The organism is Falsiroseomonas stagni DSM 19981 (genome assembly GCF_900114315.1).
Taxonomy (GTDB): domain Bacteria; phylum Pseudomonadota; class Alphaproteobacteria; order Acetobacterales; family Acetobacteraceae; genus Falsiroseomonas; species Falsiroseomonas stagni.
Genome location: NZ_FOSQ01000012.1, coordinates 1 through 17049, shown reverse-complemented (window position 1 = coordinate 17049; position 17049 = coordinate 1). Strand labels below are relative to the sequence as shown.

The following is a 17049-nucleotide window of genomic DNA, read 5'->3' as shown; positions in this document are numbered from 1 at the left end:
CCCGGCCGCCCGGATCCGCCGCCCCCAGGAAGCCCCGCCCCCCCAGGCGCGGGACCGGGCGGCGTTACGGCATTTCCGCAGGCGCTCGACGCCCGCGTGTAACGCCGGCGGGACGGCGGCTTGGCGGAACGACCCCGCGACCCCAATACTGAGGAGATGGCCGCCCTCCCCGCACCCGCCCCCGCTGGCGAAGACCCCACTTTTGCCGAATTGCTGGCGCTCCGCCGGCAACTCACCATGGACCCCGCCGCGGGGCTGATGATGGAGGGCGTGGCGCTGGCCGCCATCGCCCGCGCCCATGGCACCCCCACCTGGGTCTATTCCGCCGGCACGCTCCGCCGCCGCCTGGGTCTCCTCCAGGGTGCGCTGGATGACGCCCGCGCCAAGGCGCAGGTGCATTTCGCGGTGAAGGCCAACCCCAACCTCGCCGTGCTGCGCACTTTGGCCGAGGCCGGCGCCGGCGCCGATGTGGTGAGCGAGGGAGAGCTTCGCCTGGCCCGCGCCGCCGGCATCGCCGCCGACCACATCGTCTTCTCCGGCGTCGGCAAGACACTCGCGGAGATCCGCTACGCCCTGGCGGAGGGCATCCAGCAGATCAACGCCGAATCGGCGGAGGAGGTGGAGATGATCTCCGCCATCGCCACGGCCATGGGGGTGGAGGCGCCGGTCGCGCTGCGCGTGAACCCCGATGTGGACGCCAAGACCCACGCCAAGATCACGACCGGCAAGTCGGAGAACAAGTTCGGCATCGCCATCGGCGACGCCCCCGCCCTCTATGCCCGCATGGCGTCGCTGCCCGGCATCCGCCCCGTGGGCGTCGCGGTGCATATCGGCAGCCAGATCACCGCCGGCGTCTCCGCCTATCGCATCGCCTATGGCCACCTCGCCGACCTCGTCCGCGCGCTGCGCGCCCAGGGCCTGCCGGTGGAGCGGGTGGATTGCGGCGGCGGCCTCGGCATCCCCTACCGGGACGAACCGCCGCCCGCGCCGGCCGCGCTGGCCGGCGCCATCGCCGCCACCCTCGGCAATCTCGGCGTGGAGTTGATGGTGGAGCCGGGCCGCTGGATCTCCGGCCCCGCCGGCGTGCTGCTGGCCTCCGTCATCCTCCAGAAGACGGGGGCGGAGCGGCGCTTCGTGGTGGTGGATGCCGCGATGAACGACCTGGTGCGCCCGGCCATGTATGATGCCTGGCACGGCATCGTCCCGGTCTCCCCGGCGGACTACGTGGCGCCCATCGCCCCCTGCGACGTGGTCGGCCCGATCTGCGAGACGGGCGACACCTTCACGAGAAATCGTGGCCTTCCGAGCCTCGATCCGGGTAGCCTCGTCGCGTTCCTGGATGCGGGGGCCTATGGCGCGTCGATGAGCAGCACCTACAACAGCCGGCCCCTGGCGGCCGAGATCCTGGTGGATGGCGACCGCTTCGCCGTGGTGCGGGAACGCCAGACGCAGGAAGCCCTGCTGGCGGGGCAGAAGCTGCCCTCCTGGCTGGCGGGCGCCACGTGACGGGGCGGGACCCGCTCGCCGCTCTCCCCCGACGCCGCGCCTTGGCGCGGCTGGCCCTGGCCTGGGAAAGGCTGTGGCCCGCGCTCTGGCCGCCGCTTGGCGTGCTGGGGCTGTTCGTCACGCTCTCGCTGCTCGGCCTGCCGCTGCTGCTGCCGAACTGGGCCCGGCCCCTCCTGGCCGCGATCTTTGCCCTGGGCTTCGGCTATGCCGCCTGGCGCGGCTTCCGCGGCTGGGCCCTGCCGGTGGAGGAGGAGGCGGATCGCCGCCTCGAACGCGCCTCCGGCCTGCCGCACCGCCCCCTCGCCGCCCTGGCCGACAGGCCCGCGGGCGGCGATGCGCTCTCCCTCGCCGTCTGGGAGGCCCACCGCAAGCGGGCCGCCGCCTCCATCCGCGCGCTCCGCGTGGGCATCCCCCGGCCGGGGCTTGCGGCGCGGGATCCGATCGCGCTGCGCTGCGGCCTTGGCCTCGCGCTGCTCGCCTCCCTCTTCGTCGCGGGGCCGGAGGCGCCGGAACGGCTCCGCCGCGCCGTCGTGCCGGGCTTCGCCCTCCCCGCCGCGCCGCCCGCCCTGCGGGTGGAGGCCTGGGTGACGCCCCCCGCCTATACCGGCGCGGCGCCCCTGTTCCTCGACCCCGCCGGCGGCAATGTCACCGTCCCGCAGGGCAGCCGCCTCCAGGTCGCGCTGTCCGGCGGCAGCGGCGGCGCGCCGGAACTGCAACTCGGCACCAATGCCACGCCCTTCCGCGCCCTCGATGGCCGGTCCTGGGGCGCGGAGGCGCAGCTGGACCAGGGCGCCCGCCTCGTCATCCGGCGAGAGGGGTTCGAGGTCGCGGGCTGGACCCTCACCGTCCAGGCGGACCAGCCGCCCACGGCGAGCTTCGCCGAACCCCCGGCCCGCGCCGCCCGCGGCCTGGCGCTGCGCCTGTCCTGGCGCACGGATGATGATTGGGGCGTCGCCTCGCTCAATGCCGAAATCCGCCTGAAGGCACGTCCCCAGGCGCCCGCCCATGGGATCGAGATCGGCCTGCCCGGCGGCCAGCCCCGCAGCGCCCGCGGCATCGCCGGCCCCGACCTCTCCGCCCATCCCTGGGCGGGGCTGGAGGTGGAGGTGGTGCTGGTCGCCCGCGACGGCGCCGGCCAGGAAGGCCGGTCGGAGGTCGCGACCCTGACCCTGCCGGAGCGCAGCTTCACCCACCCCGTCGCCCAGGCGCTGATCGCGCTGCGCAAGTCGCTCAGCCTGGATCCCACCAAGCGCGTCGAGGCGCGGCAGGAGCTGGACCGCATCGCCGCCGCGCCGGAAGCCTTCGAACACGACACCACCACCTACCTGGCACTCCGCAGCGCCCGCCACCGCCTGGTGCGGGACCGCCGCCCCGAAGCGGTGGCGGAGGCGCAGGAGATCCTCTGGGAGACGGCCCTCGCCTTGGAGGAAGGCCGTGCGGAACGCACCGCCCGCGCCCTGGAACAGGCCCGCGCCGCGCTGCGCGAAGCCCTGGAACAGGCCACCCGCGAACAGCAGGAAAACCGGGAGCAGAACGCGGAGCAGCGGGCGGAGACCGAACGCCGCATCCAGGAACTCCGCGACGCCATCCGCCGCCACCTGGAGGCGCTGGCGGAACGCCTCCAGCGGGAGAATGCGGAGGCGATGCCCTTCGACCCGCAGAACCGCATGATGGACCGCCGGGAACTCGACCGCCGCATGGAACGGATGCGGGAGGCGAACCGGGAGAACCGCCCGCAGGATGCGCAGCGCGAATTGGCGGAGCTGGAGGAACAGCTCCGTGCGCTGGAGGAAGGCCGCACGCCGCGCAACGAGGCCGAGCAGCGCCAGCGCCAGCAGCGCGAACGCGGCCAGCAGCAGATGGGCGTGGTGCAGGACATGGTCCGCCGCCAGACGGAGATGATGGATAGCGGCCATCGCCGGGCGGACGCCGAGACCCAGCGGCGGGAGGCCGAGCGCCGCGCCCAGCAGCTGCAGAACCGCGCCCCCTGGTCCCGCCCCAACCCGCAGCAGGAACAGCAGGCGGAAGCGCAGCGCCGCGAAGCCGATGAGGCCGCCCGCGCCGAGGCCAGCCGCGAAGCCCGCACCCAGCGCGCGCTGCGTCGGGCCCTTGGCGAGGTGATGCAGCAATTCGGCGACCTGACCGGGGAGGTCCCCGCCCAGCTCGGCCGCGCCGACCAGGCGATGCGGGAGGCGCAGGAAGCGCTCAGCGAGGGCCGCGACGCCCGCACGCCCCAGCAGACCGCCATCCGCGAACTCCAGGAAGGCAGCCGCCAGATGGCGCAGCAGATGCAGCGCCAGTTCGGCCAGGGCCAGGAAGGCGAGGAGGAAGGGGAAGGCGAGGGCGAGATGATGGGCGAGGGCCAGGGGGAGGGCCAGGGCCAGGACCAGGCGCAGGACCAGGGCCCGGGCCGCGATCCCCTCGGCCGGCGCACCCGCGAAGCCCCCGGCGCCCAGGATAATGGCAGCGACACGCGCGTGCCGGATGAGGCCGAGCTGCTCCGCACCCGCCGCATCCAGGAGGAACTGCGCAAGCGCGGCGCCGAACGCGGCCGACCGCAGGAGGAGCTGGACTACATCGACCGCCTGCTGAAGCGCTTCTGATGGCCGCCGCCGTGATCGCCGTCGCGCGCGATGGCACGCACCGCTTCTCCAAGCAGCACGCCCCCGCCATCACCCTGTTGGCGGGCCTCGGCGTGGAAGGCGATGCCCATGCCGGCGTCACGGTGAAGCACCGCTCCCGCGTTGCGCGCGACCCGACGGTGCCCAACCTCCGCCAGCTTCACCTGATCCAGGCGGAGCTGTTCGACGAACTGGCCGAGGCCGGGTTCCGCGTCGCCCCTGCCGAGATGGGGGAGAACGTCACCACGCGGGGGATCGACCTGCTGGCCCTGCCGACCGGCGCGCGGCTTCGCCTCGGCGCGACGGCGCTGGTGGAGGTCACGGGCCTGCGCAACCCCTGCCACCAGATCGATGCCTTCCAGCCCGGCCTGATGAAGGCGGTGCTCGGCCGCGCCGCGGATGGGTCGCTGATCCGCAAGGCGGGCGTCATGGCGGTGGTGCTGGAAGGCGGGATCGTGGCGCCGGGCGATGCCGTCTCGGTCGCATGGCAACCGGCGGTGTTCCACCCTCTCGCACCCGTGTAGCCCGCCGGGCCGCGGCGGCCCCGTTCCATCGCAGCCGTGATCGTCCGCACCCTCCCGCCATGGCAGGGCGCCGCGCAGGATGCCGCTTCGGCGGATGGCGCTCCGGGCCCACGCCGCGGGAGTGCTGCATGACCGAGTGGCGTGACGACACCGAGGCCGAGGAGGATCCCCCCCGCATCTCCACCGGCAGCGCGGGCCTCGACGACATTCTCGGCGGCGGCTTCGACCCGGACCGGGTCTACCTGGTGGAAGGCCGCCCCGGCGCGGGCAAGACCACCCTCGCGCTGCAATTCCTGCTCGAAGGCGCCCGGCTCGGGGAGACGACGCTCTACATCTCCCTCTCGGAGACGGAGCGTGAATTGCGGCTGGTCGCCAAGCGCCATGGCTGGTCGCTGCGCGGCGTCACGGTCTTCGAACTCGTCCCGCCGGAAGCCAGCCTCGACCCCGATCGCGAACTCACGGTCTTCCATCCCGCCGAGGTCGAACTCGGCGAGACGACGCGCCTGATCTTCGAGAGGGTGGCAGCGATCGACCCGAAGCGCGTGGTGTTCGACAGCCTGTCGGAGCTGCGGCTGCTGGCGCAGAACTCGCTGCGCTACCGCCGGCAGATCCTGGCGGTGAAGCATTTCTTCGCGTCGCGCGCCTGCACCGTGCTGATGCTGGATGACCTGTCGTCGCAGCGGGACGACCTGCAACTGCACTCCATCGCGCATGGCGTCGTCATGCTGGACCAGGCGGCGGTGGATTACGGGGGCGACCGGCGGCGGCTGCGCGTGGTGAAGATGCGCGGCATTCCCTTCCGCGGCGGCTTCCACGATTTCACCATCCGCCGCGGCGGGCTCGTGATCCATCCGCGCCTGGTCGCCGCCGAACACCACGCGACCTTCAGCAGCGAAGCCACGCCATCCGGCGTGCCGGGGCTGGACGCCATGCTGGGCGGCGGGCTGGAACGCGGGACCAATGCGCTGCTGCTGGGCGTGGCGGGGGTGGGGAAATCCTCGCTCGCCATCCTCTACGCCGTGGCCGCGGCGCAGCGGGGCGAACGCGCCGTCTTCTACGCCTTCGACGAGGGCGGGGGCACCATCCTGGCCCGCGCCGCCGCGCTCGGCCTGCCGCTGCGCGCCGCCATCGATGCCGGCCTGGTCCGCATCCAGCAGATCGACCCCGCGGAGCTGGCGCCGGGTGAATTCGCCAGCCTGGTGCGCCAGGCGGTGGAGGTGGAGCACGCCCGGATCATCGTGATCGACAGCCTGAACGGCTACCTCAGCGCCATGCCGGATGAGCGCTTCCTGATCCTGCAGATGCATGAGCTGCTCAGCTACCTCGCGCAGCTCGGCGTGCTGACCATCCTGGTGCTGGCGCAGCACGGGCTGGTCGGGCCGCTGCACAGCCCGGTGGACCTCAGCTACCTCGCGGATTCGGTGCTGATGCTGCGTTACTTCGAACATGCGGGATCGGTGCGCCGGGCGCTGTCCGTGGTGAAGAAGCGGTCGAGCGCGCATGAGACGTCGATCCGCGAATTCCGACTGGGCGCGCGGGGCATCCGCATCGGCCCGCCGCTGCGCGATTTCAGCGGCGTCTTCACCGGCATGCCCACCTATCTCGGCACGGCGGAGCCGCTGCTGGGCGACGATGACCCCGGGCTCTGACGCCCACCCCTGGACGGTGCTGGTGCTCGCGCCCACGGGCCGGGATGGCGCGGCCTCGGCCGAGCTGTTCCGGCGGGCCGGGCTGCGCGCCTGCGAATGCGCCGACCTGCCGGCCCTGGTGCAGGGGCTGGAGGAGGGGGCGGACGCCGCCTTCGTGGCGGAGGAAGCGCTGTTCAACGCGCCGACGGAACCGCTCGTCACCTGGGTGCGCCGCCAGCCGCCCTGGTCCGACCTGCCCTTCGTGGTGCTGACCAGCCACCGCGAACAGCCCGCCGTGGTCGCCGGCCGCGCCCGCATGGTGGCGGCGCTGCGCAACGTGTCCCTGCTGGAACGCCCGGTGCAGGCCATCACGCTGACCAGCACCATCCAGGCCGCGCTGCGCGCCCGGCGGCGGCAATACGAGCTGCGCGCCCACCTGGCCGAACAGGCCCGGACGGCGCGGGAACTGGAAGGCCTGGTCGCGCACCGGACGCGGGAACTGGAACAGGCCAATGCCGCGCTGCGCCACCAGATCGCGGAACGCGAACGCATCGCGGAATCGCTGCGCCACGCCCAGAAGATCGAGGCGATGGGCCAGCTGACCGGCGGCGTCGCGCATGACTTCAACAACCTGCTGATGGTCATCACCGGCGGACTCGACATGCTGGACCGCCAGGCGGACCCGAACCGCCGGCGCCTGCTGATGGATGGCATGCGCCAGGCCGCGATGCGCGGCGCGGGGCTGACGCGCCAGCTCCTCGCCTTCTCCCGCCGCCAGGCGCTGCAGCCGGAACCGGTGGACCTCCGCCGCCATATCGGCGGCATGCGGGAATTGCTGGACCGCAGCCTGCGGGGCGACGTGCATGTCGCGCTCGATTTCCCGCCCAGCCTCTGGCCGGTGGAGATCGACCCCGGGGAACTGGAGCTGTCGATCCTCAACCTCTCCGTCAATGCGCGGGACGCCATGCCCGCCGGCGGTACCATCACCATCCGGGCGGAGAATGTCGCGGGGCTGGAGGAGCCGGAACTGCGCGGCGACGTCGTCAAGCTCTCCGTCATCGACAGCGGCACGGGCATGGCGCCGGAGGTGGTGGCGCGGGTCTTCGAGCCCTTCTTCACCACCAAGGACATCGGCAAGGGATCGGGCCTCGGCCTCGCGCAGGTCTATGGCTTCGCGCGGCAATCCGGCGGCACGGTCAGGATCGAGACGGCGCTCGGCCAGGGTTCCGCCATCGCCCTGCTGCTGCCGCGCTCCCACCGCCATCCCGCGAAGGAGGACACCGCGGCGGCGGTGGAAGCGCCTGCCGGCGGCCTCGCGGGCCATGTCCTGCTGGTGGAGGATGATGACGAGGTCGCGGCCCTGGTGCAGGAGATGCTGTCCCAGATCGGCTTCACCGTGACCCGCGCCGCCAGCGCCGCCGCGGCGCTGGGGGCGCTGGCGGATCATCGCCGGGTGGATCTGGTGTTCAGCGACGTGATGATGCCCGGCGGCATGAATGGCGTGGAACTGGCGCGGGAGGTGCGGCGCCGCCGCCCCCATTTGCCGGTGCTGCTGACCACCGCCTATGCCGCCGCCGCCCGGCGGGATGCGGAGACGGACGGCATCGCGCTGCTGCCCAAGCCCTACCGGATCGAGGCCCTGGTCGCCGCGACCCGCGCCGCGCTGGGGGAGGATGTGGCGCGGCGCGCGGCGGTGGGGGGGTAGGGGCGCGGGGGTGCCCAAAGAGGTGCCCGACGGGATGCTCACCGAAGCGCCTGGCGCAGCAGGGCGCCGGCCAGCATCTCCCCCAGGCAGCTTTCACCGAGCGCGGCGGCCGGGGTGGCACCCTGGCGGCCCCAGGCCTCCATGATGGCGTAGCGGCGGAACACCGGCACCGCCATGCCGCGGACGGCGGTGCCCAGCGCCTCCACATAGCGGCGGTAGGTGGGCTCCTGCGGCGATCCGGCGTGATAGGCGAGGTCCACCAGCACCAGGTCGGATTGCTGCGCCGCCACCCATTCCGCCATCCGGCGGATGGTGAGGCCGAATTTCGCGGGGTCCGTCATGGCCAGGGCATCCGCCATGCCGGTGCGCCAGACCACCAGCGCCGGCTCCGTCTCCGTCGTCGCGCGGCGGACGCGTTCCGCCGCGTCCTTGGCCAGCATCCCCGCGGTGGGGATGATCTGCACCCGCACCTCCCGCCCCGGCAGGCGGTGCTGCAGGGCCTGGGACAGGCTCTGTGCGAAGGGTCCTTCCAGGCTCCCGGCCCGGGCGCCCCCCATCCCGACCAGCAGGATGTCGACCGGCCCGGCCGCCGCCAGCGCCCCCGCCAGCCTCGGCAGGCCGGCGCCGAGATCGGCTTCCGGCACCGGCCCGGGGCAGCCGCCGGCGCGCGCCGGGCCGGGTGCCAGCAGCAGCGCCAGCAGAAGAAGGGGCAGCGCCAGTCTCATGGGTAGGCTCCTTCCGTCGTCGCGCGGGCGGGCGGACGGCTGCGGCCGCGGTCCATCCAGGCCAGGGTTGCCGCCAGCCCGACCTGGATGGCGAGGCCGCCAAGCACCAGGAGCAGTTCCAGTGCCACCCCTGCCTCCAGCATGAAGCGCGCGACCTGCGCCCCGATGGCGAGGACGGAGCCCGCGCAGAAGACCGGCAACGCGTGCTGCCCGAGCATGGTCAGCACGCCCCGCCGGTCGAGCGCCGCCAGCGCCTCCGCCACCGGCAGCCGCGCCAGGACCAGGGCCAGCGCCAGGGCATGCAGCAGCCGTGGCAGGGTCAGCCAGGTCTTGTCGAGCCCGTAGAGGAACCAGGGCAGCGGCAGCGTCGGCCAGACCAGCGTCTCATCCAGGCTGAGGAGGAGGGCGGCCAGCAGATAGGCGATCGCGGCGCCCAGCAGCAGGTTGGACCGCGGCACCACGGGCAGGCCGCGCGCCAGGCGCGTGCCGATCACCAGGCCGATGACGAACAGGAACTGCCAGGCCAGCGGGTTGAAGAACCAGCCATCCTCGTTCGGGTAGTGCGGCAGGTTCAGGTTCCAGTGGTTCGCCGCCGCCCAGACCAGGGCGGAGGCCGCCAGCAGCATGCGCGGTCGCGTCGCCGCCAGCGGCAGCAGCGCCGGCAGCAGCAGCAGGAACACCACATACATCGGCAGGATGTTCAGGTAGCCCGGTTGGTGGCCCAGCAGCACCACGCCCACCAGCGCCGCGGCCGTATCCTCGAACACCGGGCCGAGGTTGATCCAGCCCAGCAGCCGGGGGTCGCCCTGGGTGCTGGCGGCATGGGCGACGATGGCGCAGGCCAGCAGCACGGTCAGGAGATGCGCGGCATAGAGGTCGAAGGCCCGCCGCCACGCCCGGGCCGATACCTGCGCCACCCCGCCCGATTCCAGGCGCTTCAGGAACACCAGCCCGGCCGCGACCCCGGCCAGGAGGACGAAGCCCTCCGCCGCGTCGGAGAAGCCATAGGCCGCCGTGGTGAAGGCGGCCAGCGGGTTGTCCGGGATGTGGTTGACGAAGATCATGACCAGGGCAAGGCCCCGGAACAGGTCGATCCGCCACGCGCGTTGCATGCTTCCACCTGCTGGCCGTTCTGGAGAGCCGGTTCGAAGAGCGGGTTCGGGGGGAGGCGCTTCGTCGCCGCGCTAGCAGATGGATATTCGGTAATGTGAGTTCAAGAAGGGCCGCCCAGCGGCCGGGCACGAAAAAAGGGGAGCCTTTCGGCCCCCCTTCCGGTCTCCGCGGCGTGGCGCGGTCAGGCGGTCTGCTGGATCGCCGACAGGCGCCAGGCCTCGCCGGGGGAGCGGACGAAGGTCCAGAACTCGGTCGACGTGCTCCGGTTCGTGGGATGGCCCTCCACCACCGTGCCATCCGCCGCGCGGGTGACGTCGATGAGGGAGAAGCGCATCGTGACGGTCGCGTAGTGCTGGCCGTTCTCTTCCCAGGCCTCGGACAGGTCGCCCGCTTCCAGGCGCACATCGCTGGTGGTGTTGGTCCAGCCACGGGCGCGGAGGTCAGACAGATCCTGCGCGAAGTAGTTCGTCATCTCCGGGGTGGAGAGGCGGCGCAGCGCTTCCAGGTCCTGGCGGGACCAGGCGGCGTTCACATCGAGCAGGGCCTGGCCGAAGGTCTCGAAATCGGCAGGCGCCACCTGGATCGGCTTGCTGGCCACGGCTGCAGCGGCGCCACCGGCCATCGCACCCATGCCCATGGCACCCGGGTTCAGGGGGCGGCGGCCGTCATCGCCACCGTTCATGTCGCGGGCATAGCCGGCCGGGCCGGCGGCCACGGCGGGGCGGCGCGCGCCGCGCACCAGGCGCATCACCAGGTAGACCAGGCCGCCGATCAGCGCGACCTGCAGCAGCAGGCCGAGGATGCTGGCGAAGCCCGCCATGCCGCCGAACAGGCCGGAGCCGGAGAGCAGGCCGAACAGGCCGGCGCCGAGCAACCCGCCCATCAGCCCCGCCATCATCGGGTTGCGGCTGAAGAAGCTGCCCTGCGCGGCGGCGGGCACGCCCGGGCGCGCGGCGCTGGTGGCCGGGTTCGCGGCCGGCGCGGGGGCCTGCTGCGTGCGCTGCATCTGCTGCGCGCCACCGGGCGCGGTCTGGGTGGCCGGAGGCGCCATCTGGGTGCGGCTACCGCGGCTGCCGGAGGAGGAATTGCCGCCAGGCTTCGCCTCGGCCAGGGCCGGGCCGAGGGCAAGGGCCACCACGGCGAGGGCGGTCATGACACGTGCGGTGCGTCGCATGGGGGGGTCGTATCCTCCGGTCTGGGTTTCTGATCGGTAATATAGGGAGGATCCTGCCGAATTGCGAATGCCCCTTTTCTCAAGAGTTGTCGCGCGCCACCCTGTCGGCCTCGTAAGGCAAGGGGATCCTCGATGGCGCGACGGACATGGATGCTGGGGGTGGCGGCAGCCGCCCTGCTCTCGGGGCAGGTGGCGGCTCAGACCGCGACGGCCCCGCAGGCGCGGGTCTTCCGCATGGCCACCAGCGTGGATGCCGCGACGCTCGACCCCCATGCCACCAATGCGCTCTTCACCTTCCTGGTGGTCCACCAGGTCTATGAGGGCCTGACCCACCGGGGCGACGACCTCAAGGTCCAGCCCGGCCTGGCATCCCGCTGGGAACAGGTGGAGCCGAATCGCTGGCGCTTCCACCTGCGGGATGGCGTGCGCTTCGCGGGCGGCGAGGCCTTCGACTCGGATGACGTCGTCTTCAGCATCCAGCGCTCGCTCGCGCCCACCTCCAACTACGGCATCTTCGTCGATACGGTGGCGGAGGCCGTGGCGGTGGACCGCCTGACGGTCGATATCGTCACCCGCGTCCCCGACCCCGTCATCCCCGACAAGATGACCCGCGTGATGATGATGGACCGCGGCTGGGCGGAGACGCACCGCGCCACCCTGCCGCAGAATTTCGCGCAGCGGGAGGAGACCTTCACCGTCCGCAACGCCAATGGCACCGGCCCCTTCGTGATCCGGTCGCGGGAAGCCGAGCAGCGCACGGTGATGGTCCGCAACCCCAATTGGTGGGGCACGGCGGCCGGCATCGCGCCGCGCGGCAACGTCACGGAATACCACCACATCACGCTGACCTCCGACGCCACGCGCATGGCCGCGCTGCTGTCGGGGGAGGTCGACATGGTCCATGTGGTGCCGGTGCAGGACGTGGCCCGCATCCAGCGCGACCCGCGCCTGCGGATCCTGGAGGGGCAGGAGAACCGGACCGTCTGGCTCGGCCTGCGGCAGGATGTGGACGAGCTGGCCGGCAGCGATGTGCGCGGCCGCAACCCCTTCAAGGACCTTCGCGTCCGCCAGGCCATCGCCCATGCGCTGGACCTCGATGCGATGCGCCGTACCACGCTGCGCGGCCAGGGCGTGCCGACGGGCAGCATGTGGACGCAATTCGTCAATGGCTGGTCGCAGGAAGGCGATCGCCGCACGCCCTACGACCCCGCGCGGTCCCGCGCCTTGTTGGCGGAGGCGGGCTACCCGAACGGCTTCTCCGTGCCCTTCGAATGTCCCACCGGCACCTATGACGAGGCCTGCCAGGCCGTGGCCGGCATGCTGGCCCGCGTGGGCATCCGCGCGCAGCTGACCATCCAGCCCAATGCGGTGTTCAGCCAGCGCATCAGGCGGCAGGAGCCGATGATGTTCGCCCTGTCCTGGGGCGTACCGACCTTCGATGCCAGCTACACGCTGCGCGCCATCATGGCGTCCCGCAGCGTGGGAGGCGCCGCCACCTGGAATGCCGGCGGCTACAGCAATGCGGAGTTCGACGCGCTGCTGCCGCGCATCGACGTGGAGGGTGACCCGGAGGCCCGCCGCGCCCTGATCCGCCAGGCGCATGCGATCCACAATGCGGATCTCGGCCACATCCCGATGTACCACATGATGATCCCCTGGGCGCATCGGGCGGGTGTCGCGATCACGCATCGCGCGGACAACCAGGTGCAGGTCAGGGAAATCCGGGTGGAGTAGCAGCTGCTCGGGAAGATATCTGTTCGAGTGGATAGTTCTTGACGGCGTATCTGATGGCGTAGATATCTGCGCTATCAGATAGGAGCGCGCCATGGCCGCCACCCGCCCCGCCCGTCTCAAGGCCTGCTACGGCATGCACGTCTCCGGCGCTGATTTCTGGCCGCGGCCGGAGGCGGTGGAGGACCTCGTCGCCGGCCTCGCCGCCGGCGAATCCTTCACCATGTTCGGCCTCCGCCGCATCGGCAAAAGCTCCGTCATGGCGGAGGTCCGGGCCCGCCTCGCGGCCAGCGGCGCTGTCGTCGTGCATGTGGACGCGCAGAATTTCCGCGGACTCGCTGCCCTTTTCGGCGCCATCCTCCGCGGGTTGCCGGACAAGACGCTCCGCGACCGGGTGCGGGAGAAGCTGGCCGATGGCGTGATGCTGGCGGAGAAGCTGCGCAAGAAGATCGGTGACCTGCTGCAGGATGGCCGCGACGACCTGCGGGAGGAGGATGAGGCCGATCTCCTCGCCTACTGGACCGTGATCGCACCCGCGGTCGGGGAACGCCTCGCCGAAAGCAGCGTCCCCTTCATCCTCTGCATCGACGAATTGCCGATGCTGTTCCAGAAGATGCTGAAGCAGAAGGATGGCGCGGAGACCGCGAACCGCCTCCTCGCCGGCCTGCGCGAATGGCGGGGCTATCCCCGCGTCGCGATGTTCCTCACGGGCTCGGTCGGCATGCGCGGGCTGGTCAAGGCGCATGGCCTGGATGGCACCTTGCTCAATGACCTCACGGAGGTCTCGCTCCGGCCCCTGCCGCGGCCGGAGGCCGAGGCGATGGTGCGCGCCCTGGTGGCCGGCAGCGACGGCGCCCTGGCCTGGGACGATGCGCTTCATGCCCAGGTGCTGGATCGCCTGGTCGAATTCCACCCCAGCCTGATCCAGTTCGCCTTCCGCCGCCTGCTCAGCGCCCGTGCCAGGGATTCGGCGGCGATCGACCGCGTCTTCCGCGACATCATCCGCCCCGGCGTCGAACAGAATTTCTTCGCCCAGTTCACCGATCGCCTGGCCGAATACGGCGCGGCCAAGGGGGCCGCCGACCGGGACCGGACGCTGCTGAACCGCCTCGACCGCGCCCTCGCCATCGTCGCGGGCAGCGACGCGCCCATCCCCTTCGAGACCTTCCAAACCGCCTTCACCGAGGCCGGTGAACCGGCAACCGAGATCGAGGACATCATCGCCATCCTGCGGGAGGATGGCTTCCTGGCCTGGGACAGTGATTCCCGGACCCTGGCGCTCGCCGATCGCATGGTGCGCGCCTGGTGGCGCAGCCGGCCGAGGGGCTGACCGGCGATGTCGCTGCTCAAGCGCTTCAACCCCTACACCCTGTCCGATGAGGTCGTGGACGCGCTGGCGACGGGGCGTGGGGAGGTGCTGCATGACGCGCTGGCCGAGATCGAGGCCAACCGCACGCGCCGGCCCGCCCAGCACATCCTCCTCGTCGCCCCCCGCGGCTTCGGCAAATCCTTCTTCCTCCGCATGGTGCAGAACGCGCTGCGCGACCGGCCGGGCATCGGCTTCGCCCTGCTGCCGGAGGAACAGCCGAACATCGTCCGCCCCGCCCTGTTCCTGTCCGAGATCCGCCGGGTGCTTGAAGGCCGCACCGCCGCCGAGGTCGGCGTGCGGCGGGACCTAGGCCCGCGGGCCTGGGAGGATGCCTGCACCGCCCTGCGCGCGGCCATCGACGAACGCCTCGGCCCCGATGGCCTGCTGGTGGTGGGTGTGGAGAATTTCGACGATCTGCTGCGCGACGTCTTCGCCGATCCTGCCGCCGGACAGCAATTGCGCGGGCTGCTGACGCGGGAGGATGGGCGGCTGATGCTGCTGGGCACCAGCACCACCGCCGTGGATGGCGACCCCGCCGCGCCGCTCTACCAGGCCTATGCCCCCTTCGAGTTGCGCCGGTGGGGGGAGGAGGATTGCCTCGGCTTCTTCGACCGGATCCGGGAGCGGGAGGGCCGCCCCCTGCTGGAAGGCGCCGCCCGCGCCCGCGCCCGCGCCATCGCCATCTTCGCCGGCGGCAGCCCGCGCATCGCGACCGTGCTCTATGAGGTGCTGGAAAGCCGGGACGCGGAAAGCGCGGCCGCCGCGCTGGATGCGCTGGTCGACGAACTCTCTGACTACTACCGCGCCCGCCTCAAGGCGCTCAGCCCCCGCGCCCGTGCCGTGCTGGACACGCTTCTGCGCCAGGGGGAGCCGCGGTCGCAGAGCGAGATCGCCGCGCTGATGGGCGCCAGCCAGGCTGACATTGCCGAGCCGTTTCGCGAGTTGCTGACCAGCGAGACCCTGTCAGGCGGCGCCTCCGAACGGCCAGGCGCGCGGGATTCGGTCTATCAGGTCACCGACCGCCTCTTCGCCCATTTCTACCGCCTGCGCTATTTCGACCCGGAAGGCCGGCAGCCGAGGTTGGAACGCATCGCCGATTTTCTCGCGGGCTTCTTCACGGCGGAGGAGAAGCAGGCGGAGGCCGAGAAACTGCGCTCCGCCGGGCGCATGGCGGAGGCCGCGGTGTATGAGCGGCTGCTGGCCGGGCCGAAGCATCTGGTCCTGCCTGGCGGCGAGACGCCGGCGGCCCGGGTGGCCGCCAGCGAGGCCAGGCTCGCGGCGGCGCGACGCCGTGGCGACCGCGAGGCGGAACTCGCGGCGCTGTTCGATCTGGGTGATGCGCTCGGCGATGCGGCGCGCCACACCGCCGCCATCGAGACGCTGCGTGACGCACTGGCCATGCTGGGGGCGGATGGTGATCCGCGTCGAACGCTGCGTGCGCTTCGCTGGATCGGCTGGAGCCAGGGCCGGATGGGTGAGCCGGCAGCGGCCATCTCCACGCTGCGGGAGGCGCTGTCGCGGGCGGAGGCGGCTGGCAACCGCCGCGAGCAGGCGGCGGCGCTCCGCCTGTTGGGCTGGAGCCAGGGCCAGATGGGCGAGCACGCGGCGGCCATCGCTACGCTGCGGGAGGCGCTAGCGAGGGCGGAGGCCCTGGGTGCCCGGCGCGAACAAGCGGCCGTGCTTCGCCTGACGGGCTTAAGCCAGGGAGCGATGGGCGAGCACGCGGCGGCCATCGCCACTCTGCATGATGCGCAGGCGCGGGCGGAGGCGGCTGGCGACCTGCTGAAACAGGCTGAGGCGCTTTGTGCAATTGGCTGGAACCAGGGCCAGATGGGCGAGCACGCGGCGGCCACCGCCACGCTGCGGGAAGCGCTGGCGCGCGCGGAGGCGGCGGGCGACCGACGGGAACAGGCGGAGGCATCGCGCTTCCTCCTCCTCTTCGCGTCCCGAGGTGGCCTCGGCTTGCCTGACGCGGTGGATCGCCTCGCGACCCTGCTCGGGCACAAGGCCGAGGACGAAAATGAGTCGGAATGGCCAGCGCTCTACCTCGATCATGCCCTGTCGCTGGCGCTTCCGGCGGGGCAGGGCGCGGCGATCGGGCAGCTGGTGCTGGCCCATGCTGACCGCTTCACAGACCTGTTCATGGCGAACCGCGCGGCCGGGGCCGCGGCTGGCCGGATCATGGCACTCGTCGCCAGTCAGGGTCGCGCCGCCGCCTATGGCGCCATCGCGCCGCTCCTCCAGGTCCTCGCCTCATCTGATCCTTTGGCGGCTCCCCCGCCGCTGCTGCCGCACTTGGCGATGGCCCTGGCGGAACAGGCGAAAGACCCGCCGCTGTTGCGTGACATCGCGGACCTCCTCGACCGCCTGGCGCCCCAGATCCTGGCGACCGAGATCGCGCTGCTCCGAGCCCGGGCCATCGACCTGGAGCACCCCGACGATCCCGCCGCGCTGGAACGTTCGGACCCCGACATCGCCGCCGCCATCCGTCGCCTGCGCGGCACGCAGGAGCCTGAGGCGCTGTTCCGTCGCGGCAAGCCCAAGGCGGCACCGAAGCGCCGGAAGAAGGGCGGCTGAGCCCGAGCCTCAACCCCCCGTGCCGAATAGCAGCGTCACCCGGTCCGGCAGCCCCATCCCGTCCCACCGTGCCGCGCTGTCGCCGGGCAGGCGCCGCCCGACCCGCGCCTGCTGCGCGGGCGTCATACCAACGCCCTCAACGGTTGACCTGTGCGTAGTCGCGGGTGGCGATGGAGGTGATGCGGCTTGGATCGTTGATGAGGGCGTTCCAGGCATCGCAGCACGCATCGACGATAGCGTCGTAGGTTTCGTAGACCCGGTTGCTGAGCTGGTTCTGGCGCAGGAACTGCCAGACGTTCTCGACCGGGTTCAACTCGGGCGAGTAGGGCGGCAATGGTAGCAGGCTGATGTTCTCCGGGACCTGGAGCTTGCCGCC

The 17049-nt window shown here is 72.0% G+C and carries 12 protein-coding genes; 8 read left to right on the top strand and 4 right to left on the bottom strand.

Translation table 11 applies throughout. The features are described 5' to 3' along the window. Positions 1-156: 156 nt before the first annotated feature. The 5 genes from lysA to BM041_RS31930 all read left to right on the top strand — a co-directional run bounded on the left by lysA (position 157) and on the right by BM041_RS31930 (position 7984). On the top strand, positions 157-1506 hold the full coding sequence (gene lysA, locus BM041_RS23085; protein WP_092962277.1) for a diaminopimelate decarboxylase: 1350 nt from the start codon (positions 157-159) through the stop codon (positions 1504-1506). Further along, a complete protein-coding gene (locus tag BM041_RS23080) occupies positions 1503-4109 on the top strand; it encodes a TIGR02302 family protein (protein ID WP_342713817.1) in 2607 nt (868 codons plus the stop codon). The genes lysA and BM041_RS23080 overlap by 4 nt, the downstream gene beginning before the upstream one ends. Continuing rightward, the gene (locus BM041_RS23075) at positions 4109-4651 is read left to right on the top strand and encodes an MOSC domain-containing protein (RefSeq protein ID WP_092962275.1); all 543 of its coding nucleotides are present in this window, start codon (positions 4109-4111) and stop codon (positions 4649-4651) included. The genes BM041_RS23080 and BM041_RS23075 overlap by 1 nt, the downstream gene beginning before the upstream one ends. 128 nt (positions 4652-4779) lie before the next feature. After that, positions 4780-6300: an ATPase domain-containing protein gene (locus BM041_RS23070; protein ID WP_092962274.1), complete on the top strand. Its 1521-nt coding sequence runs from the start codon at positions 4780-4782 to the stop codon at positions 6298-6300. Continuing rightward, a complete protein-coding gene (locus BM041_RS31930) occupies positions 6284-7984 on the top strand; it encodes a response regulator (protein ID WP_092962273.1) in 1701 nt (566 codons plus the stop codon). Before BM041_RS23070 ends, BM041_RS31930 begins: the two co-directional genes overlap by 17 nt. A gap of 38 nt (positions 7985-8022) precedes the next feature. Here BM041_RS31930 and BM041_RS23060 read toward each other — a convergent pair whose 3' ends face one another. From BM041_RS23060 to BM041_RS23050, 3 genes are all read right to left on the bottom strand, one after another. Next, positions 8023-8709, bottom strand: a complete 687-nt coding sequence (locus BM041_RS23060; RefSeq protein WP_092962272.1) for a hypothetical protein — start codon at positions 8707-8709, stop codon at positions 8023-8025. Further along, entirely contained in the window at positions 8706-9821 is a 1116-nt protein-coding gene (locus BM041_RS23055; RefSeq protein ID WP_092962271.1) for an OpgC family protein, read from the bottom strand. Before BM041_RS23055 ends, BM041_RS23060 begins: the two co-directional genes overlap by 4 nt. Before the next feature lie 182 nt (positions 9822-10003). Beyond that, positions 10004-10996 carry a Tim44 domain-containing protein gene (locus tag BM041_RS23050; protein WP_092962270.1) on the bottom strand — a complete coding sequence of 331 codons (993 nt, stop codon included), beginning with the start codon at positions 10994-10996 and terminating at the stop codon, positions 10004-10006. 132 nt (positions 10997-11128) lie between these two features. Here BM041_RS23050 and BM041_RS23045 point away from each other — a divergent pair, with 132 nt between their 5' ends. The 3 genes from BM041_RS23045 (at position 11129) to BM041_RS23035 (ending at position 16673) form a co-directional block, all read left to right on the top strand. Beyond that, on the top strand, positions 11129-12730 hold the full coding sequence (locus BM041_RS23045) for an ABC transporter substrate-binding protein (RefSeq protein ID WP_245762233.1): 1602 nt from the start codon (positions 11129-11131) through the stop codon (positions 12728-12730). A 91-nt stretch (positions 12731-12821) separates the two neighbouring features. Then, positions 12822-14057 (top strand): ATP-binding protein, encoded by a 1236-nt coding sequence (locus BM041_RS23040; RefSeq protein ID WP_092962268.1) that lies wholly within the window; start codon positions 12822-12824, stop codon positions 14055-14057. Between the two features lie 6 nt (positions 14058-14063). Continuing rightward, positions 14064-16673: a tetratricopeptide repeat protein gene (locus BM041_RS23035; protein ID WP_092962267.1), complete on the top strand. Its 2610-nt coding sequence runs from the start codon at positions 14064-14066 to the stop codon at positions 16671-16673. Positions 16674-16809: 136 nt separating this feature from the next. On the opposite strand, the gene BM041_RS23030 is transcribed toward BM041_RS23035, so the two are convergent. Further along, positions 16810-17049: transposase (locus BM041_RS23030; RefSeq protein ID WP_175534111.1), on the bottom strand; the 240-nt coding region annotated here is incomplete at its 5' end.

Bases quoted from the DNA above. Each gene is read 5' to 3' on its own strand.
- BM041_RS23070 (WP_092962274.1), top strand. From the start codon at position 4,780: ATGACCGAGTGGCGTGACGACACCGAGGCCGAGGAGGATCCCCCCCGC.
- BM041_RS23040 (WP_092962268.1), top strand. From the start codon at position 12,822: ATGGCCGCCACCCGCCCCGCCCGTCTCAAGGCCTGCTACGGCATGCAC.
- BM041_RS23035 (WP_092962267.1), top strand. From the start codon at position 14,064: ATGTCGCTGCTCAAGCGCTTCAACCCCTACACCCTGTCCGATGAGGTC.
- BM041_RS23055 (WP_092962271.1), bottom strand. From the start codon at position 9,821: ATGCAACGCGCGTGGCGGATCGACCTGTTCCGGGGCCTTGCCCTGGTC.
- lysA (WP_092962277.1), top strand. From the start codon at position 157: ATGGCCGCCCTCCCCGCACCCGCCCCCGCTGGCGAAGACCCCACTTTT.
- BM041_RS31930 (WP_092962273.1), top strand. From the start codon at position 6,284: ATGACCCCGGGCTCTGACGCCCACCCCTGGACGGTGCTGGTGCTCGCG.
- BM041_RS23045 (WP_245762233.1), top strand. From the start codon at position 11,129: ATGGCGCGACGGACATGGATGCTGGGGGTGGCGGCAGCCGCCCTGCTC.
- BM041_RS23060 (WP_092962272.1), bottom strand. From the start codon at position 8,709: ATGAGACTGGCGCTGCCCCTTCTTCTGCTGGCGCTGCTGCTGGCACCC.
- BM041_RS23075 (WP_092962275.1), top strand. From the start codon at position 4,109: ATGGCCGCCGCCGTGATCGCCGTCGCGCGCGATGGCACGCACCGCTTC.
- BM041_RS23050 (WP_092962270.1), bottom strand. From the start codon at position 10,996: ATGCGACGCACCGCACGTGTCATGACCGCCCTCGCCGTGGTGGCCCTT.